The organism is Pseudomonas argentinensis (genome assembly GCF_001839655.2).
Lineage (GTDB): Bacteria > Pseudomonadota > Gammaproteobacteria > Pseudomonadales > Pseudomonadaceae > Aquipseudomonas > Aquipseudomonas argentinensis_B.
This window is the reverse complement of record NZ_CP056087.1, coordinates 401,898-425,076: the sequence shown is the minus strand read 5'-3', so window position 1 is coordinate 425,076 and position 23,179 is coordinate 401,898. Positions and strand designations below refer to the sequence as shown.

The window sequence follows — 23,179 nt, the reverse complement described above, 5'->3', positions numbered from 1 at the left end:
TACCTTGCCGCCTCCATGGAAAAAGAACTCTCGGCCGAGCAGATACAGGCGTTTCTGCAAGGCATCAGCGTGCCGCCGCAACCGCAGATCATGGTGGATCTGCAGTTCGAGCAGTACATGCCCAACCCGGATCTGAAGGCCATCGCGCGGCTGATCAGCCAGGACCCGGGGCTGTCCGGCGCCTTGCTGAAAATCGTCAACTCGCCGTATTTCGGCTTGGCCAACCGCATCGGCTCGATCCAGCGGGCGGTCAACCTGCTGGGCAGCCGCTCGGTGATCAATATGGTCAACGCCCTGTCGATCCGCGGCGAGATGAGCGACGAGACCATCGTGACCCTCAACCGCTTCTGGGACACCGCCCAGGACGTGGCCATGACCAGCCTGACCCTGGCCAAGCGCATCGGCTACGAGTCCGTGGACGAGGCCTACACCCTGGGCCTGTTCCACAATTGCGGCATTCCGCTGATGCTCAAGCGCTTCCCCGACTACATGAGCGTGCTCGAGGAGTCCTACGCCAGCGCCAATGCCGAGCGGCGTATCGTCGACACCGAGAACCGCCTGCTCAACACCAACCACGCGGTGGTCGGCTACTACACCGCCAAGTCGTGGAACCTGCCGCTGCACCTGTGCCAGGCCATCGCCAATCACCATAACGTGCTGGCCATCTTCGCCGAGGAAAACGACAACGACGCGCAGCTCAAGAACCTGTTGGCGATCCTCAAGATGGCCGAGCACATCTGCCGCAGCTATCAGGTGCTGGGCAACCAGAGCGAAGACCACGAATGGCAGGCCATCGAGGCGCTGATTCTCGATTACGTGGGGCTTTCCGGGTACGACTTCGAGAGCCTGCGCGAGAGCATCCGCGACCTGGGCGCCGCCTGAGGCGCCGTCCCTGAATCCGTTTCGAGTCCGTCATGCCTGAATTGCCAGAAGTCGAAACCACGCGCCGTGGTATCGCCCCCCACCTGATCGGCCAGCGCGTCAGCCGAGTGATCGTCCGTGAGCGCCGCCTGCGCTGGCCGATTCCCGAAGACCTCGATGTGCGCCTGTCCGGCCAGCGCATCGAAGCCGTGGAGCGGCGCGCCAAGTACCTGCTGATCAAGGCCGAGACCGGCACGCTGATCAGCCACCTGGGCATGTCGGGCAATCTGCGCCTGGTCGAGGCCGGGCTGCCGGCAGCCAAGCACGAACACGTCGACATCGAACTGGAGTCCGGGCTGTCGCTGCGTTACACCGACCCGCGGCGCTTCGGGGCGCTGCTGTGGAGCGAGTTGCCGCTGGAGCATGAGCTGCTGCTGCGCCTCGGCCCCGAGCCGCTGACCGAGCTGTTCGACGGCGAGCGCCTGTATCAGCTGTCGCGCGGCAAGGCGGTGGCGGTCAAGCCGTTCATCATGGACAACGCGGTGGTGGTCGGCGTGGGCAATATCTATGCGACCGAAGCGCTGTTCGCCGCTGGCATCGACCCGCGTCGCGCTGCCGGTACGGTGTCACGGGCGCGCTATGTGCGCCTGGCCCGGGAGATCAAGCGGGTACTGGCCCACGCCATCGAGCGAGGCGGCACCACCCTGCGCGATTTCATCGGCGGCGATGGCCAGCCCGGCTACTTCCAGCAGGAGCTGTTCGCCTATGGCCGCGGCGGGCAGTTCTGCAAGGTATGCGGCAGTACCCTGCGCGAGGTGAAGCTGGGCCAGCGGGCCAGCGTTTACTGCCCGAAATGCCAACGCTGAGCCGTTTCATCCGCTGACGTGACCAGTTGTTCAGCGATTGACGGCCATCACGCGACAATTGCCGCCGCGCTGTTATAGTTACCGGCATCGTCCCGTATACCTCTGAAGGATCGCCCCATGAAACTGTTTCGCTCTTGCGCTGCTGTTCTGGCGCTGACTGCTGCCTCGCTGGCGCTGACCGCCAATGCGCAAGAGGTGCAGCAGAACGCCAGCGGTGACCCGCTCTATACCGTTCAGGCGCCGGATGGTTTCGCCATGATCGGTGATCTGCTGATCGCCCGTCCGTTGCTGATCGGCGCCACCGCCATCGGCGCCGCGGCGTTCGTCGTTGCCCTGCCGTTCTCGGCGCTGGGCGGCGGCATCGGCGCCACCGGCCGTGCGCTGGTGGTCGAGCCGGGCAAGGCAGCCTTCGTGCGTTGCCTGGGCTGCACCGGTGACGGCTACAACCAGCGTCAGTGATCGCGCCTGGCGCCCAATAAAAAGCCCCTCGACGAGGGGCTTTTTATTGCCTGCAGACTGTACGGCGTACTCGCCGAAGGCAGCGCGCCGTGGCAGGCCGGTGACCCGCTTCTGCAGGTGAGTCGCTTCCGGCCGGCGTCCCGGTCCGCCCTACGCAGCTGATATTTGGCAGCTTTAGCGAGTGGCTTGTACCGCGCTGTTGCCGATGCCGCGCGGATCGCTGGCCGCTTCGACCTGGCCGCTGGCCTTGTTCCAGCGCAGCACCTGCTGGTTGCCGTACTCGCGCTCCAGCTTCTCTAGCGTATAGCCACGCGTCTGCAGCTCGGCGATCTGGGCGGCGCTAAAGGTCTGCGGCTCGTGCTCGATGACGTCCGGCCGGTACTGGTGATGGTAGCGTGGCACCGCCGGCCAGCTGGCGATGGGCTGGCCGTCGAGGTACTGCAGGATCGACAGCAGCACCATGCTCGGGATACGGCTGCCACCCGGGGTGCCGAAACTGGTGAATTCGCCTGGGCTGTCGATGAAGGTCGGGCTCATGCTCGACAGTGGGCGTTTGCCCGCGGCGATGGCGTTGGCCTGGCTGCCGGCGAGGCCATAGGCGTTGGCGCCCGCGAGGTCGGCGGCAAAATCGTCCATTTCATCGTTGAGCAGCACGCCGGTGCCGGGCACCGTGAAGGCCGCACCGAACGGCAGGTTGATCGACAACGTGGCGCTCACCGCGTTGCCGTCGGCATCCAGCACGGTGAAGTGGGTGGTGTGATCGCCTTCCTTCCAGGGCTTGGCCGGCGGCAGCTGGCTGCTTGGGGTGGCCCTGTACGGCTCGATATCGCGGCTCAGGCCTTGCAGGTAATCCGGGTTGAGCAGGCGCGCAGCAGGATTGCCGACGAAGTCCGGGTCACCCAGCTGGCCGCGATCGCGGTAGGCCCGGCGCAGGGCTTCCACCACCAGATGGGTGCGCTGCACGGGGTCGGCTTCACGCCAGGGCAGGTTCTGCAGCATCAACAGGCTCTGGGCCAGAGCCACGCCACCTGCCGAGGGCGGCGGTGCGCTGATCAACTCGCGGCCTTCGGCCAATGGCACGCGAATCGGCTGGCGACTGACAGTGCGGTAGCCGGCCAGATCCTGCAACGTCCAGATACCGCCCGCGGCGCGCACGCCGGCCACCAGGCGCTCGGCCAGGGGGCCGGCATAGAACCCGTCACGGCCATGCTTGGCCAGCCTCAGCAGGGTGTCGGCCAGCTCCGGCTGGCGCAGCAACGTGCCTTCCGGCGGAATCTCGCCGCTGCTGAGGAACAGCCGCGCGGTTTCCGCGTCGTCGCGCATGGCCGCCAGGCGCATGGTGGCGCGATCGCGGTACACGCGGTCGACCGGAAAACCTTCACGGGCCAGGCGGATGGCCGGCGCCAGGCTGTCGCGCAGGGGCAGTTTGCCGTGCTGCTCGGCCAGTTCGACCAGCGCGGCGGGCAAGCCCGGAATTGCGGCGGCCAGCGCGCCATCACGGGACAGCGCCGCCTGCACCTGGCCATCGCGACGATACATATCGGCATGGGCGGCGCCGGGGGCGCGCTCGCGGGCATCGAGAAAATCGTAGCGGGCGTCGGCGCTGCGCAGCAGGAAGAAACCGCCACCGCCCAGCCCCGAACCATAGGGCTCGACCACCGCCAGGGCGGCGCTGATGGCCACCGCGGCGTCGAAGGCATTGCCGCCCAGCGCCAGGGTTTCCTTGCCGGCGACCGTGGCGGCGGGGTGGGCGGTGGCGATGGCGCTACTACCTGGGCGCTCGGCGGCCTGCAGGCCGAGACTGAACAGCAGCAACAGCGCGCCGGACAGGGCACGCAGGGAGGAGAGGCCGCGAAGGGGGCGGCGCACCCTCAGGCCTTGCCGGTGAGGGCTTGGTACTTGGCCATCAACTGCTCCTTGCTCTCGACGTTGTTCTCGTCGAGGGGGATGCAGTCCACCGGGCAGACCTGCTGGCACTGCGGCTGGTCGTAGTGGCCCACGCATTCGGTGCACAGGTTGGGGTCGATCACGTAGATCTCCTCGCCCTGGGAAATCGCCGCGTTCGGGCACTCAGGTTCGCAGACGTCGCAGTTGATGCAATCGTCGGTAATGATCAGGGACATGAAAGGCAAGCTCCCGCCGGGCCACAGTCGAACGAAAGCAGACTGTTGGAAAACTATCTACGTTGCTATCGCGGCGTTAAAAACAGGCTCAAAATGCTCATGTACTACTCGTACACTCCGCTTTTTCGCCTATTTTTGCCTTGCGCTAGCTGCCTCGATCACGTTTTTCAACGGCCTGCTAGCCGCGATTGTGCCGGATTGTCGCCGCCAGCGCACGCCAGTGCGCCGGATGGAGCGCTTAGCGCGCCTTGAAGCGTTCGGTCAGCGCCTCGGCAACCGCCGGATGCACGAACTTGCCGATGTCGCCGCCCAGGTTGGCGATTTCCCGCACCAGGGTAGAGGAAATGAACGAGTACTTTTCCGACGGGGTGAGGAACAGGCTTTCCAGCTCCGGCGCCAGCTGACGGTTCATGTTGGCCAGCTGGAATTCGTATTCGAAATCCGATACCGCGCGCAGGCCGCGCAGCAGGATGTTGGCACCCTGTTCCTTGGCGAACGAGGCGAGCAGCGTGGAAAAGCCGATCACTTCGACGTTGGGCAGGTGCTTGGTGACTTCCCGGGCCAGTTCCACGCGCTGTTCGAGAGAGAACAGCGGGTTCTTCTTCGGGCTGGCGGCAACCGCGATGACCACGCTGTCGAACAGCCGCGCGGCGCGCTCGACCAGATCGCCATGCCCCTTGGTAATGGGGTCGAAGGTGCCTGGGTATAACACTCGATTCATCGTGACGTCCTGGCAGGCGCGTTAGGGAGTCGGATGGTAGCGCAGCACGCCGGGGCGGGCCAAGTCGGTGACCCGTTCACGACCCCGGATATGGGCGTTTATCGCGCCGAACCCAGAGGGAACGCCTTATTTCGAGGCGATTTCTTCACGCCGCCCCGAGGCTTTGCAGCCAGTCTGGAATGCGCCTTTCCAGGTAGTAGCCGGGCCGCCGCGGCGAGCCGTCGACGAAACCGACGTGGCCGCCCCTGTCATGCAGTTCGAAGCGGATGCAGTCGGCCAGCTCCCTGGCCTCTGGCAGGCTGTGGGGGTAGACGAAGGGGTCGTCGGTGGCCTGGATCATCAGCGTCGGCGTCTGGATGCGGCCCAGGTAGTAGCGGCTCGAGGAGCGTCGGTAATAGTCGTCGGCATCTTCGAAACCGTGCAGCGGCGCGGTGATGCGGCCGTCGAAATCCCAGAAGGTGCGCATGCCGTCCAACGGGCCGAGCTTTTCCAGGGTCGACAGGCGGTCGGCCTGGCCCTGATGGGCGAACAGGCGCTGCTTGTCCTTCACGTAGGCGACCATGGCGCGCATGAAGTGCGCCTGATAGACCCGCGAGAAGCCGATGCCGATGCGGTCGGCACACTGATCCAGACGAAAGGGCACCGATACCGCGGCAGCCCCCTGCAGGCCGCTGTGCGCACCACTTTCCCCCAGGTACTTGAGCAAGACGTTGCCGCCCAGTGAATAGCCCACTGCATACAGCGGGGCCATGGGCCGCTTGGCGTGCAAGTGGCGAATGGTTTCGACCAGGTCTTCGCTGGCGCCGGAATGGTAACCCCGTGGCAGCAGGTTGGGCTCACCCGAGCAGCCACGCCAGTTCAGCGCCACGCTGGCCCACCCTCGGGCGGCCAACTGGCGTTGCAGGCCGAGCATGTAGTGGGAGCTGGAAGAGCCGGTCAGGCCGTGCAGCACCAGCACCAGGGGCGCGTGGGCCTCATGGGGGCCATGCCAGTCGAGGTCGAGGAAGTCGCCGTCCTCCAGCCACAGGCGTTCGCGCTGGCGTTCGAGTGCGGGTAGGCGGCGACACAGCGAGCCCCACAGGGTCTGCAGATGGGGGCCAGGCAGCCACCAGGCCGGCCGGAAGCCGTGGTTCATCGCTGCTCGCACGCCCATGTGCAGGCCACCGGCGGCCCTCAGGCCGCGCGGCGCTCCCACAGCGCGTAATGCACCTGCCCGGCCTTCTGCTCACGGTGCAGGCGCCAGTTGCCGGGCATACCTAGGCTGGAGGGCACCTGCTCGCTTTCGGTGTAGACCCAGGCATCGTCGGCCAGCCAGCCGCGCGCTTCGAGCAGCGTGCAGGCGGGCAGCAGCAGGTCCTGGCTGAATGGCGGATCGAGGAACACCAGGTCGAACGGCGTGGCCGGCTGGCTCTGCAGGTAGACGAGGGCGTCGCTCTGCAGCACCTGGCCGTTGTCGCAGCGCAGGGTGGCCAGGTGGCCGCGCAGGCTGGTCACTGCCGCCGGGTTGAGGTCCAGCGCCAGGGCACTGGCGGCGCCACGCGACAGCGCTTCGAGAAACAGCGCGCCACTGCCGGCGAAGGGGTCGAGCACCCGGGCGGCGTCCACGTAGGGCGCCAGCCAGTTGAACAGCGTCTCGCGCACGCGGTTGGGTGTCGGGCGCAAGCCGTGGGCCATGGGGAAGGCGAACTGGCGGCTGCGCCACTGCCCGGCAATGATGCGCAGCTGCCCGTCGCCACCGTGGGCGACGGGGGCCTTGCCGGAAGTCGGTCGTCTGGCCATCAGTGCTCCGGTACGGCAGCGGGCATCTCTGCCGGCTGGTCGGTGGGCGGAGGCAGTTCCTTCTGCGCGACCTTCGGCCCGGCCGTGACGATCACCAGGGCCTCGGGGTCGAGATGCTTGGCCATGGCGGCTTTCACCTGCTCGACGCTGAGCGCCTGCACCTGGGCCATGAAGTCTTCCAGGTAGGTCAGTGGCAGGTCGTAGAAGCCGATGGCGCCGAGCTGGCCTACGATGGCCGCGTTGCTGGCCGTGGACAGCGGGAAGCTGCCGGCCATTTCGCGCTTGGCGGCGTCCAGCTCCTGCTGGGTCGGGCCGTTGGCGACGAACTCACGCAGCAGGTCCTTGACCAGTTGCAGGGTGCCTTCGCTCTGTTCGGCGCGGGTCTGCAGGTTGATCATGAACGGGCCGCGGGCCTGCATGGCGGTAAAACCGGAGTACACGCCGTAGGTCAGGCCACGTTTTTCACGCACTTCGGTCATCAGCCGGGTGCCGAAACCACCACCGCCGAACACCTGGTTGCCCAGGTACAGCGCTGCGTAGTCCGGGTCATTGCGGGTGATGCCGAGCTGGGCGATCAGCAGGTGGGTCTGGTTGGACGGAAAATCGATATGGGTCAGGCCGGGCTGCGGCGCCTGCGGTTCGATGGTCTTCGCCAGCGCCGGGCCCTTGGGCAGCGCGGCGGAGACCTCGGCGGCCATGGCCTCGGCTTCCTCGCGGGACAGGTCGCCGACCAGGGCGATCACCGCATTGCCGGCAGCGTAGGCCTTGGCATGGAAGGCCTGCAGCTGTTCGCGGCTGATGCCGGGAACCGACTGCGCGTTGCCTTCGCTGGGGTGACCGTAGGGGTGCTTGCCATACAGGCGCTCGAACAGTTCGAGGCTGGCCAGCTTGCCCGGGTTCTGCTTCTGGAATTCGAAGCCGGCGAGGATCTGGTTCTTGATGCGCGCCAGGGAGTCGGCAGGAAAGGTCGGCTGGCCGATCACCTGCTCGAACAGCTTCAGGGCCGGTTCACGCTGCTCGGCGGCGCTAAGGCTGCGCAGGCTGGTGACCGCCATGTCGCGGTAGGCGCCATTGCCGAACTCGGCGCCCAGGCTCTCGAAGCCGGCGGCGATGGCGCCGACGTCCTTGCCGGGCACGCCTTCGTTGAGCATGGCGTTGGTCAGCAGCGCCAGGCCGGGCACGTCGCCGTCCTGGCTGCTGCCGCCGGCGAAGGTCAGGCGCAGGTCGAACATCGGCAGCTCGCGGGCCTCGACGAACAGCACCTTGGCGCCTTCGGCGGTCTGCCAGCTGTGGATGTCCAGCTTGCGGCGTGCCGGTTCCTTGCCGTCCAGCTCGCCCAGCGACTGCAGCTGGCTGTTGTCGGCTTGTGCGGCCTGGCCAGCAGGCTCGGCGGCGTCCGGTGCGCGTTTGACGGTAAAGGCCAGGGCCGCCAGCAGGGCGATCAGGAACAGGCCCAGCAGGGCATAGCGCGGGCCGTTGCGCTTACTCATCGCGCTTCTCCTCGGGCAGAACATGGGCGACGCTGAGGCGATCGCGGGTGAAATAGGTCTTGGCGGCGTTCTGGATGTCGGCCGGGGTCACGGCCTCCAGCTCGGCCAGTTCCTGATCGATCAGCTTCCAGGACAGGCCGACGGTTTCCAGCTGGCCGATGGCGGTGGCCTGGCTGCTGATCGAGTCGCGGTCGTAGACCAGTTCGGCGATCAGCTGGGCGCGTACGCGGGCCAGCTCCTCGGCCGAGGGCGCGGTGTTCTGCAGGTCCTGCAGTTCGCGCCAGATGCCCGCTTCGGTCTGTTGCAGGGTCTTGCCGGTCTGCACGTTGGGGGTGGCGGAGAGGGTGAACAGGCTGTCGCCGCGGGTGTAGCCGTTGTACCAGGCGCCGGCGCCAGAAACCAGCTCCTCGCCGCGCTCCAGGCGGGTGGCCAGGCGGGCGCTGTAGCCGCCGTCGAGCAGGGCGGCGATCAGGCGCAGGGCATGCACGTCACGCGGGTTCTCGGCGGTGGCCAGGCCCGGCACGTTGAAGCCCATCATCAGGCTCGGCAGCTGGGTCTTCAGGTGCAGGGTGATCTGCCGTTCGCCCGGCGCCGGCAGCTCCAGGGGGATCTTCGCGGCCGGCACGTCACCCTTGGGGATCGCGCCGAAATAGCGCTGGGCCAGGGCCTTCACGGCGTCCGCGGTGACGTCGCCGACCACCACCAGGGTGGCGTTGTTGGGCACGTACCAGGTTTCGTACCAGTGACGCAGCTCCTGCACGCTCATGCGGTCCAGGTCGGCCATCCAGCCGATGGTCGGGATGCTGTAGCCGCTGGCCGGGTAGGCCATGGCCTTGAAGCGCTCGTAGGCCAGGCCCGAGGGTTTGTCGTCGGTGCGCAGGCGGCGCTCTTCCTTGATCACCTCGATCTCGCGCGCGAACTCTTCCGGCGGCAGGCGCAGGCTGGCCAGGCGGTCGGCCTCCAGCTCGAAGGCGACGCCCAGGCGGTCGGCGGCCAGCACCTGGTAGTAGGCGGTGTAGTCGTCGCTGGTGAAGGCGTTCTCCTCGGCCCCCAGGTCGCGCAGCACCCGCGAGGCTTCGCCGGGGCCGAGCTTGCGGCTGCCTTTGAACATCATGTGTTCCAGGGCATGGGACAGGCCGGTCTGGCCGGCGGTCTCGTAGCTGGAACCGACCTTGTACCAGATCTGCGAGACCACCACGGGGGCGCGATGGTCTTCGCGGACGATGACCTTGAGGCCGTTTTCCAGGGTGAATTCGTGGGTGGGTTGCGGTGCCGCGGCCTGCGCCCCGAAGGGCAGGGCACAGGCGGCCAGTAGCAGGCCGGCGAGATGGCGGGCAAGTGAACTGGACAAACCTCTCTCCTCGTTGAACCACGCCGGGCGTGGGATTGCGGTCGGGTGTGAGCGCGGAGCAGCGTCGCCGGAGCAGGCCGTCATGACGGTCGCGTGGCTTAGCCGTGGCAGCTGCGGAGGTGCTAGGATACGCATCCGTTTTAACGGCGACCACGTCTATGCGGTGGCAGTCTGCGATTAGCCATCTGCAAGCCCCTCAGCCCATCCGTGCAAGGGCGCCATGGCGTTCGCCCCAGTGAGATAGCCGTCCTCCATGTTTGGTTCAAAAGACGACAACAAGACTCCGGCCCCCGAGCCGGTTGCCGAGAAAGCCGAAAAACGCGGTCTGTTTGGCTGGCTGCGCAAGAAGCCGACCGAGCCCGCGCCAGCCGCCTCCGAGCCCCAGGCCGAGGTGCCGGAGGGAGCGGCGCAGAGCCAGCCAGAGCCGTCGCCGCAAGAGCAGCCGGCCGAAGCGCCTCAGGCTGTGCAGGGCGCTGCCGTCGACGCGCCGGCTGTCAGCGAGCCGGCCGTCGCCGCCGAGCCCGTGGTGGACGACGCCACCCGTCATGGCCCTGAAGCCCTGCCAGAGCCGGTTGCCGAGCAGCCGGCGGCGCAGCCCGAGCATTCGCCTGAGCTGGCCACCGGCAGCGACGTGCAGCATGCCGTCCCCGCCACGCCGGCCGCGGTGCTCACCGCACCGGCCGAGGCGGTCAGTGAGGCGGTGGTCGAGCAGAACAAACCCTCGGACAACAAGGGCGGCTGGTTCGCCCGCCTGCGCCAGGGCCTGTCCAAGACCAGCGCCAGCATCGGCGAAGGCATGGCCAGTCTGTTCCTCGGCAAGAAGACCATCGACGACGATCTGCTCGACGAGATCGAGACCCGCCTGCTTACCGCCGACGTAGGCGTCGAAGCCACCACGGCGATCATCGGCAGCCTGACCCAGAGGGTCGCGCGCAAGCAGCTGACCGACAGCGATGCACTGTTCAAGGCGCTGCAGGAAGAGCTGGCCGCCATGCTGCGCCCGGTCGAGCAACCGCTGCATATCGACGGCGCCAAGCGTCCCTACGTGATCCTGGTGGTCGGTGTGAACGGCGCCGGCAAGACCACCACCATCGGCAAACTGGCCAAGAAGCTGCAGGGCGAGGGCAAGAAGGTCATGCTCGCCGCCGGCGATACCTTCCGCGCCGCCGCCGTCGAGCAGCTGCAGGTGTGGGGTGAGCGCAACAGGATCCCGGTCATCGCCCAGCACACCGGCGCCGATTCGGCCTCGGTGATCTTCGATGCCGTGCAGGCCGCCAAGGCCCGTGGCATGGACGTGCTGATCGCCGATACCGCCGGCCGTCTGCACACCAAGGACAACCTGATGGAGGAGCTGAAGAAGGTCCGTCGGGTGATCGGCAAGCTCGACGACAGCGCCCCCCATGAAGTGCTGCTGGTGCTGGATGCCGGCACCGGCCAGAACGCCATCAACCAGGCCAAACAATTCAACCAGACGGTGAACTTGACCGGCCTGGTCCTGACCAAGCTGGATGGCACGGCCAAGGGCGGGGTGATCTTCGCCCTGGCCAAGCAGTTCGGCCTGCCGATTCGCTACATCGGTGTTGGCGAAGGTATCGACGATCTGCGTACCTTCGAGGCCGAACCCTTCGTTCAGGCGCTTTTCCAGCAACGGGAGCAGTGATGATCCGATTCGAGCAGGTCGGCAAGCGTTACCCCAACGGCCATGTCGGGTTGCATGAGTTGAGTTTTCGCGTGCGCCGCGGCGAGTTTCTGTTCGTCACCGGTCACTCCGGCGCCGGCAAGAGCACCCTGCTGCGCCTGCTGCTGGCCATGGAGCGCCCGACCTCGGGCAAGCTGCTGCTGGCCGGGCAGGACCTGGGGCAGATCAGCAACGCGCAGATTCCCTTTCTGCGCCGGCAGATCGGCGTGGTGTTCCAGAACCACCAGCTGCTGTTCGACCGCAGCGTGTTCGACAACGTGGCCCTGCCGCTGCAGATCCTCGGCCTGTCCAAGAGCGATATCGGCCGCCGCGTCGGTTCTGCCCTGGAGCGGGTGTCGCTGAGCGACAAGGCCGAGCTGTACCCTGGCGATCTGTCGACCGGGCAGCAACAGCGCGTCGGCATCGCCCGTGCCATCGTCCATCGTCCGGCCCTGCTGCTGGCCGACGAACCCACCGGTAACCTCGACCCGCGTCTGGCGGCGGAAATCATGGGCGTATTCGAAGACATCAACCGCCTCGGCACCAGCGTGCTGATCGCCAGTCACGACCTGGCACTGATCGCGCGCATGCGTCACCGCATGCTCACCCTGCAACGTGGCCGCCTGATCGGCGATGGGGAGGCCGGCGAATGAGTGCGTCGCGCATCCCACCACCGCAGCCCTCCCAGCGCGTCGGCGCGGCACCCAAGAACGCCGAGCCCCAGGGGCCGGATAACGAACCGGATTTTCGCACCCTGACCCGCGCCTGGCTGGAAAGCCACCGCTCCAGCCTGGTCGACAGCCTGCGCCGCCTGGGCAAGCAGCCGATCGGCAGCTTCTTTACCTGCCTGGTGATGGCCGTGGCCCTAAGCCTGCCCATGGGCCTGTCGTTGCTGCTCGGCAACGTCGAGCGCCTGGGTGGCACCTGGGAGCGTGCTGCGCAGATCTCGGTGTTCCTCAATATCGACGCCAGCGATAGTCAGGGCCAGGCTCTGCGCGAAGAAATCGCCGGCATGGACGACGTGGCCGAAGCCGAATGGATCAGTCGCGAGCAGGCGCTAGAAGAGTTTCAGCAGCAGTCCGGGCTGGGCGAAGCCCTCAAGGAGTTGCCGAACAATCCGTTGCCTGGTGCTGTGCTGGTAACGCCCAAGGAAGTCGACAAAGCCACTCTTGAGGCGTTGCGTTTGCGTTTGGCAGAGCTGCCCGGCGTGGAGCAGGCACAGCTGGACTTGGTCTGGGTCGAGCGTTTGAGCGCAATCCTCAAGCTGGGCGACCGTTTCGTTTTTGGCCTCACGGTTTTGCTGATCATGGCGCTGCTGCTGGTGATAGGTAACACCATCCGCCTGCATATCGAGAACCGGCGTACCGAGATCGAGGTGATCAAGCTGGTCGGCGGCACCGATAGCTACGTACGCCGCCCATTCCTTTATATGGGTGCGCTGTATGGCCTGGGCGCCGGCGTGCTGTCGTGGCTGGTGCTGGCCTTTGGGCTGAACTGGTTGAACGATGCCGTGGTGCGCCTGTCCGGATTGTATGGCAGTGATTTCGCCCTGGCCGGTGTGCCGGCGGGTGACGGCTTCTCCCTATTGCTGGGGGCGGTGCTGTTGGGGTATATCGGTGCGTGGCTGGCGGTGGCGCGGCATCTCAGGGAGCTTGCTCCTCGCTGACGTGCCAGTTAGGCGTTTCGCTAACATATTGATTTGGTTGATATTGACTATTGACCGGGGAACCAGGATGGTGGCTTCCGGTCATATTGCGCAGTGCTACACTGCGTATGTTTCGTGAATCGGAGGATTCGAATGTCCACTTCTTTGCAACCTGTTCATGCTCTGGTTCCAGGCGCCAACCTGGAAGCTTACGTGCATGCCGTTAACAGCATTCCGCTGCTGACGCCCGAGCAGGAGCGTGAACTGGCCGGTAATCTCTTCTACAAGCAGGACCTCGATGCAGCCCGCCAGATGGTATTGGCTCACCTGCGTTTCGTGGTGCATATCGCGCGCAGTTACTCCGGCTACGGTCTGGCCCAGGCCGACCTGATCCAGGAAGGCAACGTCGGCCTGATGAAGGCGGTCAAGCGTTTCAACCCGGAAATGGGCGTGCGCCTGGTGTCGTTCGCCGTGCACTGGATCCGTGCCGAAATCCACGAGTTCATTCTTAAGAACTGGCGGATCGTCAAGGTCGCGACCACCAAGGCCCAGCGTAAACTGTTCTTCAACCTGCGTAGCCAGAAGAAGCGCCTGGCCTGGCTGAATAACGACGAAGTCAACGCCGTGGCCGAAAGCCTGGGCGTCGAGGCCCGTGAGGTGCGCGAGATGGAAAGCCGCCTGACCGGTCAGGACATGGCCTTCGACCCGGCTGCCGATGCCGACGACGACAGCGCCTTTCAGTCCCCGGCCCAGTACCTGGAAGACCACCGCTACGATCCCGCTCGGCAGATGGAAGACGAGGACTGGAGCGACACCTCCAGTGCCAACCTGCACGAGGCGCTCGAAGCGCTCGACGAGCGCAGCCGCGATATTCTGCAGCAGCGCTGGTTGGCCGAAGAGAAGGCCACGCTGCACGAGCTGGCGGCCAAGTACAACGTCTCGGCGGAGCGTATCCGTCAGTTGGAGAAGAATGCGATGAACAAGCTCAAGGGCTCCATCGCCGCCTGATCCTTACAGCAACACCCAAAACGCCCCGACCTGTTCGGGGCGTTTTTTTGGGGGTGGCGATTTAGATCTACTGCGGATTTTAATTATCGTGGGGATTGTGGGAGTGGGCCATGCCCGCGAATTCCACACTTGTGAGTGGACGCTCCTTTCGCGGGCATGGACTAGGCGTCCCCGGGCGCTCCCACCTTGAGCCGCGTCGTTTCCTGAGCTTACTTCGCCCACCACCCCGGCCGTGGCGCCTGCAACTGGTCCAGGTAGTGGCTGCCACCTAGCTGGCGCATCTGCCGGCGAATCCAGTTGGCCCGCTGGTTGACGTAGCCGCTGGGGCGGCCCGCATCGAACTGCCGCGGGTTGGGCAGCACCGCCGCGAGCAGGCTGGCCTGGCGCGCCGACAGGTAGGCGGCGCCGATGTTGAAATGGTGCCGAGCCGCCGCCTCGGCGCCGAACACGCCGTCCGCCCATTCCGCGCTGTTGAGGTAGACCTCGAGGATGCGCTCCTTGGGCCACAACAGTTCGATCAGCGCCGTGAACCACACCTCGATACCCTTGCGCAGCCAGCTGCGGCCGGACCACAGGAACAGGTTCTTGGCCACCTGCTGGCTGAGGGTGCTGGCGCCGCGTACCGAGCCGCCTTGCTGGTTGTGGGACAGTGCCGCCTTGATCGCCTCGACGTCGAAGCCCCAGTGTTGGGCGAACTTCTGGTCTTCGCTGGCGATGACCGCGATCTTCAGGTCATCCGGCAGTTGATCCCAGGAGCGCCAGGTGCGCTGCAGGTCGATGGGTTTGCCGTCGACCCAGGACTCGATCTTGCGCTCGACCATAAGCGCCGTGCCCGGTGGCGGCACCCAGCGCAGGGCGAGCACCAGCAGGAAGGAGCCGGCGATGAACCAGAGCAGCAACTTCAGCAGGAGGCGGCGAAGGGATCGGAGCATGCGCAGGTAGCCAGGCTTGATTGGCCGATTAGTATACGGCGCCTGGTGAGGTTGCGGACAACGCTGCGGCAATCCGGGGCGCGCGGTCGGGCGGGTGTGGGCGTAAACTGCACGCTCATTTTTCGCATCGATGAGAGCGTTATGGTTCGCCTGTGGTTGTTGCTGTCGGCCTTTGCCGGCTTTACCGGAGTTGCACTGGGTGCCTTCGCCGCCCATGGCCTGAAGAGCAGGCTGAGCGCCGAGTACCTGGCGGTGTTCCAGACCGGCACCCATTATCAGTTGATCCATGCCCTGGCTCTGCTGGGCGTGGCCATCCTGGCGCTGGTCGCGCCAGGGCGCCTGGTCAACCTGGCAGGCACCTGCTTTGCCGTCGGTATCCTGCTGTTCTCGGGCAGCCTCTACCTGTTGACCCTTAGCGGTATCGGCAAGCTGGGTATCATCACGCCCATTGGCGGCCTGGCCTTTCTGGCCGGCTGGACTTGCCTGGGGCTGCTTGCCTGGCGCATGGCCTGAGAGCCTCTTCATGATCTGCTGCGCGTCGGCGCTCCTGCGTTAAAAACAAGCTGGATTGCCAGCCCAGTCGGAAAGCCGCTTGCGGCTAACGCGCTTTAGCGCGGCCCGAAGGGCGAGCGAAGCGAGTAATGCTTATTTACCACTCGTAAACTCGAGTGCGAGCCCAGTCCGTTCCTCGCTTGTTTTTGCGGGGGCGCCTAGCCCTTGGATCGCTCTAGCTCGCAAGATCCTGATCAGGCTCTGAGACGACATGAGACCAATGGCAGGCCTGCGCCTTGGTCATCGCCGGGGATCGGGCTAGAATGCCGGCCCTTTCTCCTGTTGTGACGGGTCGCCATGCATATCCAGTTGAACGGTGAATCCCTCGAGCTGCCCGAAGGTGCCAGCGTCGCCGACCTGATCGAGCGCCTGGAACTGAGCGGGCGTCGCGTGGCGGTCGAGCGTAACCTCGATATCGTGCCGCGCAGCCAGTACGCCAGCACGGCGCTGGCCGACGGTGACCGCCTCGAAGTGGTCCATGCCATCGGCGGCGGTTGAGCCCCGCGCCACGCCCTTCCCACTTTCTGCAGAGGAATCTCCATGAGCCACGCTGTCAGTGACAAGCCGTTTACCCTGGCCGGCCGCACCTACCAGTCGCGCCTGCTGGTCGGCACCGGTAAATACAAGGATCTCGACGAGACCCGCGACGCCATCGAGGCCTCGGGCGCGGAGATCGTCACCGTGGCGGTGCGCCGTACCAATATCGGCCAGAACCCGGGCGAGCCGAACCTGCTCGACGTGATTTCCCCGGATCGCTACACCATCCTGCCCAACACCGCCGGTTGCTATGACGCCATCGAGGCCGTGCGTACCTGCCGCCTGGCCCGCGAGCTGCTCGACGGCCACAAGCTGGTCAAGCTGGAAGTGCTGGCCGACCAGAAGACCCTGTTCCCCAACGTGATCGAAACCCTCAAGGCCGCCGAGGTGCTGGTCAAGGAAGGTTTCGACGTAATGGTCTATACCAGCGATGACCCGATCATCGCGCGCCAGCTGGCCGAGATGGGCTGCATCGCCGTGATGCCCCTGGCCGGCCTGATCGGCACCGGGCTGGGCATCTGCAACCCCTACAACCTGCGCATCATCCTCGAGGAAGCCAAGGTGCCCGTGCTGGTCGATGCCGGCGTCGGCACGGCGTCCGACGCGACCATCGCCATGGAGCTGGGTTGCGAGGCGGTGCTGATGAACAGCGCCATCGCCCATGCCCAGCATCCGGTGCTGATGGCCCAGGCCATGAAATACGCCATCGAGGCAGGCCGCCTGGCCTACCTGGCCGGGCGCATGCCGAAGAAACTCTATGCCAGCGCGTCGTCCCCCTTGGAGGGGCTGATCCGCTGACTCTCCACGATCAGCTGCGCGTCGGCCCTGCTGCGTTGAAAACAGGCTCTAGCTCGCAAGATCGTTATTAGTTGCCCTCCCTTTATCAATTTAATACCTGCGTTGCCGAGTGTTCCAATGAGCGATATCGAACAAACCCCAGCCGAAGAAACCCCACGGCACATGCGCGCCATCAAGAGTTTCGTGATGCGTGCCGGGCGCATGACCGAAGGCCAGCAGCGTGGCTTCGACCAGGGGCTGCCGAAATTCGGCCTGGAGTTGAACGATGGCATGCAGGATTTCGACGCGGTATTCGGACGCCAGGCGCCGCGTACCTTCGAAATCGGCTTCGGCATGGGCCACTCTACCCTGGAAATGGCTGCCGCCGCGCCTGAACAGGACTTCATCGGCGTGGAAGTGCACCGGCCGGGCGTGGGCGCCTTGCTCAACGGCGTGATGACGCAGAACCTGACCAACCTGCGTGTTTACAGTTGCGATGCCCTGGAAGTGCTGCGTCAGTGCGTGCCCGATGCCAGCCTCGACCGCGTGCTGCTGTTCTTCCCGGATCCCTGGCACAAGGCGCGTCATAACAAGCGCCGCATCGTCCAGCCGGCCTTTGCCGAGCTGGTACGCCAGAAGCTCAAGGTGGGCGGCGTGCTGCACATGGCCACCGACTGGGAGCCCTACGCCGAATACATGCTGGAGGTGATGAACGTGGCGCCGGGGTATCGCAACCTCGCCACCGATGGCCGTTGCGTCGAACGCCCGGCCGAGCGCCCGGTGACCAAGTTCGAGCGTCGCGGCGAGCGCCTCGGGCACGGCGTATGGGACCTCAAGTTCGAGCGCATCGACTGAGCCGATGACTCGCCTGTCCAGGGTCTGTTGCCGTTTCAACGCGAGCCGCGTTGCTGCGAGAAATCTCGCCAGGCGAGGTTTCTCGCGCAACCTAGGCGGCCCCACCCGAAGGGCCGGGCCTGTTTTGTCGCGATGCGGCGCTTCTCGCCGGCTCATTTGGCCAGCCAAACTTCGCGGCTCGTGCCTTGCCTCGCGGCAAAACGGGCTCCGGCGCGGCCGTGCGTGAAACGGCAACAGACCCTAGACGTCAGGCCCGCCGCGCCGGCCATGCACGCCATCGCCCGCAATGGCAGATGCCCCAGCCCAGCGCTCGCGCGGCCTGGGCAGCGCGCCTGCTGTTGCCGGTGACTGCGCTGGTCATGGCGGTCTGCGCTGCGGCGCTGCTGTTCACGGTGGGGCAGGCGCTGCACAGCGGCGTGGCCATCTCACCGTCCAGAATCGGTCCGGCGACCTTTTACCCGCTTGCCACCCACCCACTGGGCTATTGCCTGACGTTGCTGCTGCACAGCTTGATCGCCTTTGCCATGGCCGGGGCGGGCTGGTTCTGCTGGCGCATGTCGCGGCAGGGCTGATCAGGCCGTCGCGCCACGCAGTTGTTGCAGCAGGCGCGGGCCGAACACGTTGATCAGCAAGCCGAGCATGACGATGGCCGCGCCGAGCCACTGCACGGTGCTCAGTGCCTCGCCGAGAAACAGCCATGCCGAGCTGAGGCCGACCACCGGCACCAGCAGGGAGAACGGCGCCACCTGGCTGGCCGGGTAGCGCGACAGCAGGCGGCTCCACAGCCCGTAGCCGAGCAGGGTGGCGATAAAGGCCAGGTAGGCGATGGCCAGCACCGAGCTGAGGGAAATGCTGCGCAATGCCGTCTCGATCTGCGCCGGGCCTTCCATTATCAGCGACAGGGCCAGGAACGGCAGTGGCGGAATCAGGCTGCCCCAGACCACCAGACTGACCAGGTTGACCTTGCCGATGCGCTTGGTGACCACATTGCCCAGCCCCCACATCGCCGCCGCGCACAGGGTCAGCACGAAGCCGGCCAGGGTGAAGGCGCGTCCGCTCTCGCTGCCGATCAGCAGCAGGCCCGCCGCCGCTACTACCAGGCCGATCAGGCTGCTGCGGCGCACGGTCTCGCCGATGAACAGCGCGGCGAAACCCAGGGTGAAGAACGCCTGCGCCTGCAGCACCAGCGACGCCAGCCCGGCGGGCATGCCGACGTACATGGCCGAGAACAGAAAGGCGAACTGCCCCAGGGAGATGGTCAGGCCGTAGGCCAGCAGCCAGCGCAGTGGCATGGCCGGGCGGCGAATGAAGAGGATCGCCGGAAAGGCGGCGAGCATGAAGCGCAGAGCGCCGAGCAGCATGGGCGGCACACCCTCGAGGCCGACCTTGATGATCACGAAGTTGACGCCCCAGGCGACGATCACCACGGCGGCCAGCAGGATGTCCTTGGGTGTCATGGGCGCGGCCTCGGGTGGTGGTATGCGGACCGGAAGGCTAACGCGTATGGGCTCGGGTGACACGCCACAGTTAGTGGCGTTTTTCCCCATACAGAGCACCGCTGAAAACTCGCCAACCTTGTTAGAGGCGCTCTACAGCGCGGCGCAAATGAAAACGCCCCGTACAGGTCGGGGCGTTTTCGTCCGCATGGCATCGATCAGACGGTCAGCGTCCAGTCGTAGTCGACGATCAGCGGCGCGTGCTGCGAGAAGCGCGGCTGGCGTGGCAGACGGGCGCTGCGCACGCTGCGGCGCATGCCCGGGGTGAGCAACTGGTAGTCGAAGCGATAGCCCAGGTTGAGCATCTCCGCCTGCTCGTTGTCCGGCCACCAGCTGAACTGATCGGCCTCGCGATTGACCTCGCGCACGGCATCGACATAACCCATGGTGCCGGTCACCTCGTCCATCCAGGCGCGCTCGGGCGCCATGAAGCCAGGTGATTGCTGGCAGTCGCGCCAGTTCTTCACGTCCAGCTTCTGGTGGGCGACGTACAGCGAGCCGCAATAGATGTAATCGCGGCGCTTGCGGCGTTGCTTGTCCAGGTACTTGGAGAAATCGTCCATGAACTTGAATTTCTGATTCAGGTTCTCGTCACCGCCCATGCCCGATGGCAGCAGCAGCGAGGCGATACTCACCTTGTCGAAATCAGCCTGCAGGTAGCGCCCGTAGCGATCGGCCGTTTCAAAACCGAGCCCGCTGATTACCGCCTTGGGTTGCAACCGCGAATACAGCGCCACGCCACCCTGGCTTGGTACTTCTGCATCGCAGGCATAGAGGAAATAGCCATCCAGTTGGAGGGCTTGGTCGTCCAGTTCAAAGGCGGAGGCACGGGTATCCTGCAGGCAGATCACGTCGGCATTCTGTGCTTGCAGCCAACTGAGCAAACCGCGCTCGACTGCAGCATGAATACCATTCACGTTCACACTGATGATCCGCATAAATGGCCCCCAAAAACACGTGCGTGTATGATACCTGAGCTAGACGTCGTTTAGTAATTCAAAGCCACATCCTGTGCTGCCTCAAGGTCTTTCATGCAAACGTATCAGCGCGATTTCATTCGATTTGCCATCGAGCGAGGCGTTCTGCGCTTCGGCCAGTTCACCCTCAAGTCCGGTCGCGTCAGCCCGTACTTCTTCAATGCCGGGCTGTTCGACAGCGGCCTGGCGCTGGCCAAGCTGGGGCGTTTCTATGCAGCGGCAGTGGTGAACAGCGGCATTTCCTTCGATGTGCTGTTCGGCCCGGCCTACAAGGGCATCCCGCTGGCCGCCAGCACCGGTGTGGCCCTGGCCGAGCACCATGATGTGGATACGCCCTGGTGCTTCAACCGCAAGGAAGCCAAGGATCACGGCGAGGGCGGCACCCTGGTCGGTGCGCCGCTGAGTGGCCGCGTGCTGATCATCGATGACGTGATCACCGCCGGCACGGCGATCCGCGAAGTGATGCAGATCATCCAGGCCCAGGGTGCCCAGGCCGCTGGCGTACTGGTCGCCCTGGATCGCCAGGAGCGTGGCCGCGGCGAGCTGTCGGCGATCCAGGAAGTCGAGCGCGATTTCAACATTCCGGTGGTCAGCATCGTTTCCCTGCAGCAGGTGCTGGAATATCTGGCCGAGGATGCTGAACTGAAACAACACCTGCCAGCCGTGGAAGCCTACCGGGCCGAATTCGGCATCTGACCGGCGGCTCGCCGAGAGAACGTGCCTATGTCCACCTTGCACCTGATGCGCCGTACCCTCTGGCTTGGTCTGTTGCTGCCGTTATGGGCGAATGCGGCGGAGATGTATCGCTACACCAATGCCCAGGGCATCACGGTGATCGACCGCCAGGGCGTGCCCAGCGAGTTCATCGCCAAGGGCTACGAGGTGCTCAACGAGCAGGGTCGTGTGGTGCGCGTGGTGCCGCCGGCGCCGACCGCCGAAGAGATGCAGAAGATTCTCGCCGATCGCGAACGAGCGAAATCCGATGCCCAGCTGCTGCGTCTGTACAGCAGCCTCGAGGACGTCGATCGCGCCCAGGCGCGCAAGCTCGCCGAGCTCGACGGCCTGATCGGCGTGGCCAAGGGCAATCTGCAGTCGGTGCGCCAGCAGCAGGCCAACCTGCAGAAGCAGGCGGCGGATCACGAGCGGGCCGGGCGCGAAGTGCCCAAACCCTTGCTGGACCAGATCGCCAGCCAGCGCGATGAGCAAGTTCGCGTGAAAAAGGACATTGAGCGCTATCAGGCGGCGCGTGCGCAGGCGCAGAAAACCTTTGCCGCGGATCGTCTGCGGGTCACCGAGTTGCTAGGGCAGGGTCGCTAGCCTACCGCAGGACGCCGCGCATCAGGCGCGGCGCGAACTCAGCGGCGCGATACGGCGCGGGTGCGGCCGCTGCTGTCGATGGCGACGAACACGAATACCGCTTCGGTCACCTTGCGCCACTCGCTGGACAGCGGATCGTCACTCCACACTTCCACCAGCATCTGGATCGAGCTGCGGCCGACTTCCAGGGTCTGGGTATAGAAGGACAGCTGTGCGCCGACCGGCACCGGTACCAGGAAGGCCATGCGATCGATCGCCACGGTCGCCACGCGGCCTGCTGCAACCTTGGTGGCCATGGCGGTGCCTGCCAGGTCCATCTGCGAAACCAGCCAACCGCCATAAATGTCGCCGAAGCCATTGGTTTCGCGCGGCAGGGCGGTGATCTGCAGGGCCAGGTCGCCTTGCGGTATCGGGTCTTCCTGTTCGAGGTCTTTCATCTGTTCACGGCTCGCGGCGCAGTGGTGGGCCCTGCAGGCAGGGGCCGGGAAAGTATACCGGCTGGGTGGTCGCACCGCGACCTTAGCGCATTGCAGACGCCTGCGCGCGCCGATTCACGAATCCGCCATGCCCGTCTGCGCCGTCATCCGACTGTCATATTTGTTACATAGAGTGGTCACATGGGCTGACGATACTGAGCACCGTTCCAACCAACACGACCCAATCGTGACAAGGCGGTAGATCGGGCGCTACGACCACGGCAGCCAGCCTTTCACTGATTACCACTCTGCTAGGAGCAAGGCATGAAACTGAAGCGTTTGATGGCCGCCATGACATTCGTCGCCGCTGGCGTCGCCACTGCCAACGCGGTTGCCGCTGTCGATCCGGCTCTGCCGACCTATGAGAAGACCTCGGGTGTATCGGGCAACCTGTCCAGCGTCGGCTCCGACTCTCTGGCCAACCTGATGACCCTGTGGGCTGAGAGCTACAAGCAGTCCTACCCGAACGTGAACATCCAGATCCAGGCCGCCGGCTCCTCCACCGCGCCACCGGCGCTGACCGAAGGCACCGCCAACCTCGGCCCGATGTCGCGCCCGATGAAGGACAGCGAAATCCAGGCCTTCGAGCAGAAATTCGGTTACAAGCCGACTGCCGTGCCGGTCGCCATCGATGCCCTGGCGGTATTCGTACACAAGGACAACCCGATCAAGCAGCTGACCATGCAGCAGGTCGACGCCATCTTCTCCAGCACCCGTCTGTGCGGTGAAGCCAAGGACGTGAAAACCTGGGGCGAACTGGGCCTGAGCGGTGAGTGGGCGGCCAAGCCGATCCAGCTGTTCGGCCGTAACTCGGTATCCGGCACCTACGGCTACTTCAAGGAAGAAGCCCTGTGCAAAGGCGACTTCAAGTCCAACGTCAACGAGCAGCCGGGTTCGGCCTCCGTGGTGCAGTCGATCTCCAGCACCGTCAACGCCATCGGTTACTCGGGCATCGGTTACCGCACCGCCAGCGTGCGCGCCGTTCCCCTGGTCAACAAGAAGGGTGAAGTCGAGGAAGCCAACGAGAGCAACGCGCTGTCGGGCAAATACCCGCTGGCTCGCTTCTTCTACATCTACGTGAACAAGGCGCCCAACAAGCCGTTGAGCCCGCTGGATGCCGAGTTCCTCAAGCTGATCCTGTCCAAGCAGGGCCAGGACGTGGTGGTCAAGGACGGCTACATCCCGCTGCCGCTCAAGGTCATCGAGAAGACCCGCAAGGAACTGGGTCTGTAATCAGATCCTAATCAGCGACACCGAAGCCCGCCTCTCCTCGAGAGGT

26 protein-coding genes are annotated in these 23,179 nt (G+C 65.3%); 15 read left to right on the top strand and 11 right to left on the bottom strand.

What is annotated here, in order from left to right; genetic code table 11:
* Positions 1-69: 69 nt before the first annotated feature.
* The 3 genes from SA190iCDA_RS01965 (at position 70) to SA190iCDA_RS01955 (ending at position 2,186) form a co-directional block, all read left to right on the top strand.
* Positions 70-882, top strand: coding sequence for an HDOD domain-containing protein (locus tag SA190iCDA_RS01965; protein WP_170833927.1), 813 nt, complete (start codon positions 70-72; stop codon positions 880-882).
* 32 nt (positions 883-914) lie between these two features.
* The gene (gene mutM, locus SA190iCDA_RS01960) at positions 915-1,727 is read left to right on the top strand and encodes a bifunctional DNA-formamidopyrimidine glycosylase/DNA-(apurinic or apyrimidinic site) lyase (protein WP_070884730.1); all 813 of its coding nucleotides are present in this window, start codon (positions 915-917) and stop codon (positions 1,725-1,727) included.
* A gap of 117 nt (positions 1,728-1,844) precedes the next feature.
* Positions 1,845-2,186, top strand: a complete 342-nt coding sequence (locus tag SA190iCDA_RS01955) for a multidrug transporter (protein ID WP_070884729.1) — start codon at positions 1,845-1,847, stop codon at positions 2,184-2,186.
* Positions 2,187-2,360: 174 nt separating this feature from the next.
* Here the strand turns inward: SA190iCDA_RS01955 and ggt are convergent, their stop codons facing one another.
* The 7 genes from ggt to SA190iCDA_RS01920 all read right to left on the bottom strand — a co-directional run bounded on the left by ggt (position 2,361) and on the right by SA190iCDA_RS01920 (position 9,650).
* Positions 2,361-4,055 (bottom strand): gamma-glutamyltransferase, encoded by a 1,695-nt coding sequence (gene ggt / locus SA190iCDA_RS01950; RefSeq protein WP_139159452.1) that lies wholly within the window; start codon positions 4,053-4,055, stop codon positions 2,361-2,363.
* 2 nt (positions 4,056-4,057) lie between these two features.
* The gene (locus tag SA190iCDA_RS01945) at positions 4,058-4,309 is read right to left on the bottom strand and encodes a YfhL family 4Fe-4S dicluster ferredoxin (protein WP_070884728.1); all 252 of its coding nucleotides are present in this window, start codon (positions 4,307-4,309) and stop codon (positions 4,058-4,060) included.
* Positions 4,310-4,547: 238 nt separating this feature from the next.
* Positions 4,548-5,030 carry a pantetheine-phosphate adenylyltransferase gene (gene coaD, locus SA190iCDA_RS01940; RefSeq protein ID WP_070884727.1) on the bottom strand — a complete coding sequence of 161 codons (483 nt, stop codon included), beginning with the start codon at positions 5,028-5,030 and terminating at the stop codon, positions 4,548-4,550.
* 145 nt (positions 5,031-5,175) lie between these two features.
* On the bottom strand, positions 5,176-6,165 hold the full coding sequence (locus SA190iCDA_RS01935; protein ID WP_070885248.1) for a hydrolase: 990 nt from the start codon (positions 6,163-6,165) through the stop codon (positions 5,176-5,178).
* A 38-nt stretch (positions 6,166-6,203) separates the two neighbouring features.
* Positions 6,204-6,809, bottom strand: coding sequence for a 16S rRNA (guanine(966)-N(2))-methyltransferase RsmD (gene rsmD, locus SA190iCDA_RS01930; RefSeq protein ID WP_070884726.1), 606 nt, complete (start codon positions 6,807-6,809; stop codon positions 6,204-6,206).
* Positions 6,809-8,299, bottom strand: a complete 1,491-nt coding sequence (locus SA190iCDA_RS01925) for a M16 family metallopeptidase (protein WP_070884725.1) — start codon at positions 8,297-8,299, stop codon at positions 6,809-6,811. Before SA190iCDA_RS01925 ends, rsmD begins: the two co-directional genes overlap by 1 nt.
* Positions 8,292-9,650, bottom strand: coding sequence for a M16 family metallopeptidase (locus SA190iCDA_RS01920; RefSeq protein ID WP_070884724.1), 1,359 nt, complete (start codon positions 9,648-9,650; stop codon positions 8,292-8,294). The genes SA190iCDA_RS01925 and SA190iCDA_RS01920 overlap by 8 nt, the downstream gene beginning before the upstream one ends.
* Before the next feature lie 253 nt (positions 9,651-9,903).
* Here SA190iCDA_RS01920 and ftsY point away from each other — a divergent pair, with 253 nt between their 5' ends.
* The 4 genes from ftsY (at position 9,904) to rpoH (ending at position 13,981) form a co-directional block, all read left to right on the top strand.
* Entirely contained in the window at positions 9,904-11,310 is a 1,407-nt protein-coding gene (gene ftsY, locus SA190iCDA_RS01915) for a signal recognition particle-docking protein FtsY (RefSeq protein ID WP_070884723.1), read from the top strand.
* Complete coding sequence (ftsE, locus tag SA190iCDA_RS01910; RefSeq protein WP_070884722.1) at positions 11,310-11,981, top strand: cell division ATP-binding protein FtsE; 672 nt, start codon at positions 11,310-11,312, stop codon at positions 11,979-11,981. Before ftsY ends, ftsE begins: the two co-directional genes overlap by 1 nt.
* The gene (gene ftsX / locus SA190iCDA_RS01905) at positions 11,978-12,994 is read left to right on the top strand and encodes a permease-like cell division protein FtsX (RefSeq protein ID WP_070884721.1); all 1,017 of its coding nucleotides are present in this window, start codon (positions 11,978-11,980) and stop codon (positions 12,992-12,994) included. Before ftsE ends, ftsX begins: the two co-directional genes overlap by 4 nt.
* Positions 12,995-13,126: 132 nt before the next feature.
* Positions 13,127-13,981 (top strand): RNA polymerase sigma factor RpoH, encoded by an 855-nt coding sequence (gene rpoH / locus SA190iCDA_RS01900; RefSeq protein WP_070884720.1) that lies wholly within the window; start codon positions 13,127-13,129, stop codon positions 13,979-13,981.
* 209 nt (positions 13,982-14,190) lie between these two features.
* On the opposite strand, the gene mtgA is transcribed toward rpoH, so the two are convergent.
* Positions 14,191-14,913 (bottom strand): monofunctional biosynthetic peptidoglycan transglycosylase, encoded by a 723-nt coding sequence (gene mtgA / locus SA190iCDA_RS01895; protein WP_070884719.1) that lies wholly within the window; start codon positions 14,911-14,913, stop codon positions 14,191-14,193.
* 141 nt (positions 14,914-15,054) lie between these two features.
* On the opposite strand from mtgA, the gene SA190iCDA_RS01890 reads away from it, so the two are divergent.
* The 5 genes from SA190iCDA_RS01890 to SA190iCDA_RS01870 all read left to right on the top strand — a co-directional run bounded on the left by SA190iCDA_RS01890 (position 15,055) and on the right by SA190iCDA_RS01870 (position 18,206).
* Positions 15,055-15,426: a DUF423 domain-containing protein gene (locus tag SA190iCDA_RS01890; RefSeq protein WP_070884718.1), complete on the top strand. Its 372-nt coding sequence runs from the start codon at positions 15,055-15,057 to the stop codon at positions 15,424-15,426.
* 336 nt (positions 15,427-15,762) lie between these two features.
* Positions 15,763-15,963, top strand: coding sequence for a sulfur carrier protein ThiS (gene thiS, locus SA190iCDA_RS01885; protein ID WP_070884717.1), 201 nt, complete (start codon positions 15,763-15,765; stop codon positions 15,961-15,963).
* A gap of 42 nt (positions 15,964-16,005) precedes the next feature.
* Entirely contained in the window at positions 16,006-16,800 is a 795-nt protein-coding gene (locus SA190iCDA_RS01880; protein ID WP_070884716.1) for a thiazole synthase, read from the top strand.
* Between the two features lie 162 nt (positions 16,801-16,962).
* The gene (gene trmB, locus SA190iCDA_RS01875; RefSeq protein WP_236101203.1) at positions 16,963-17,634 is read left to right on the top strand and encodes a tRNA (guanosine(46)-N7)-methyltransferase TrmB; all 672 of its coding nucleotides are present in this window, start codon (positions 16,963-16,965) and stop codon (positions 17,632-17,634) included.
* A gap of 293 nt (positions 17,635-17,927) precedes the next feature.
* Complete coding sequence (locus tag SA190iCDA_RS01870; RefSeq protein ID WP_070884714.1) at positions 17,928-18,206, top strand: hypothetical protein; 279 nt, start codon at positions 17,928-17,930, stop codon at positions 18,204-18,206.
* On the opposite strand, the gene SA190iCDA_RS01865 is transcribed toward SA190iCDA_RS01870, so the two are convergent.
* Entirely contained in the window at positions 18,207-19,091 is an 885-nt protein-coding gene (locus SA190iCDA_RS01865; protein WP_070884713.1) for an EamA family transporter, read from the bottom strand.
* Positions 19,092-19,288: 197 nt separating this feature from the next.
* Positions 19,289-20,068 carry an exodeoxyribonuclease III gene (locus tag SA190iCDA_RS01860; RefSeq protein WP_070884712.1) on the bottom strand — a complete coding sequence of 260 codons (780 nt, stop codon included), beginning with the start codon at positions 20,066-20,068 and terminating at the stop codon, positions 19,289-19,291.
* Positions 20,069-20,161: 93 nt separating this feature from the next.
* Between SA190iCDA_RS01860 and pyrE the strand changes: the two genes are divergently transcribed.
* Positions 20,162-20,803 carry an orotate phosphoribosyltransferase gene (gene pyrE, locus SA190iCDA_RS01855; RefSeq protein WP_070884711.1) on the top strand — a complete coding sequence of 214 codons (642 nt, stop codon included), beginning with the start codon at positions 20,162-20,164 and terminating at the stop codon, positions 20,801-20,803.
* Between the two features lie 27 nt (positions 20,804-20,830).
* On the top strand, positions 20,831-21,424 hold the full coding sequence (locus tag SA190iCDA_RS01850; protein WP_070884710.1) for a DUF4124 domain-containing protein: 594 nt from the start codon (positions 20,831-20,833) through the stop codon (positions 21,422-21,424).
* Between the two features lie 38 nt (positions 21,425-21,462).
* Here the strand turns inward: SA190iCDA_RS01850 and SA190iCDA_RS01845 are convergent, their stop codons facing one another.
* Positions 21,463-21,861: an acyl-CoA thioesterase gene (locus SA190iCDA_RS01845; RefSeq protein ID WP_070884709.1), complete on the bottom strand. Its 399-nt coding sequence runs from the start codon at positions 21,859-21,861 to the stop codon at positions 21,463-21,465.
* A 303-nt stretch (positions 21,862-22,164) separates the two neighbouring features.
* On the opposite strand from SA190iCDA_RS01845, the gene SA190iCDA_RS01840 reads away from it, so the two are divergent.
* The gene (locus SA190iCDA_RS01840; RefSeq protein ID WP_070884708.1) at positions 22,165-23,133 is read left to right on the top strand and encodes a PstS family phosphate ABC transporter substrate-binding protein; all 969 of its coding nucleotides are present in this window, start codon (positions 22,165-22,167) and stop codon (positions 23,131-23,133) included.
* Positions 23,134-23,179 lie beyond the last annotated feature (46 nt).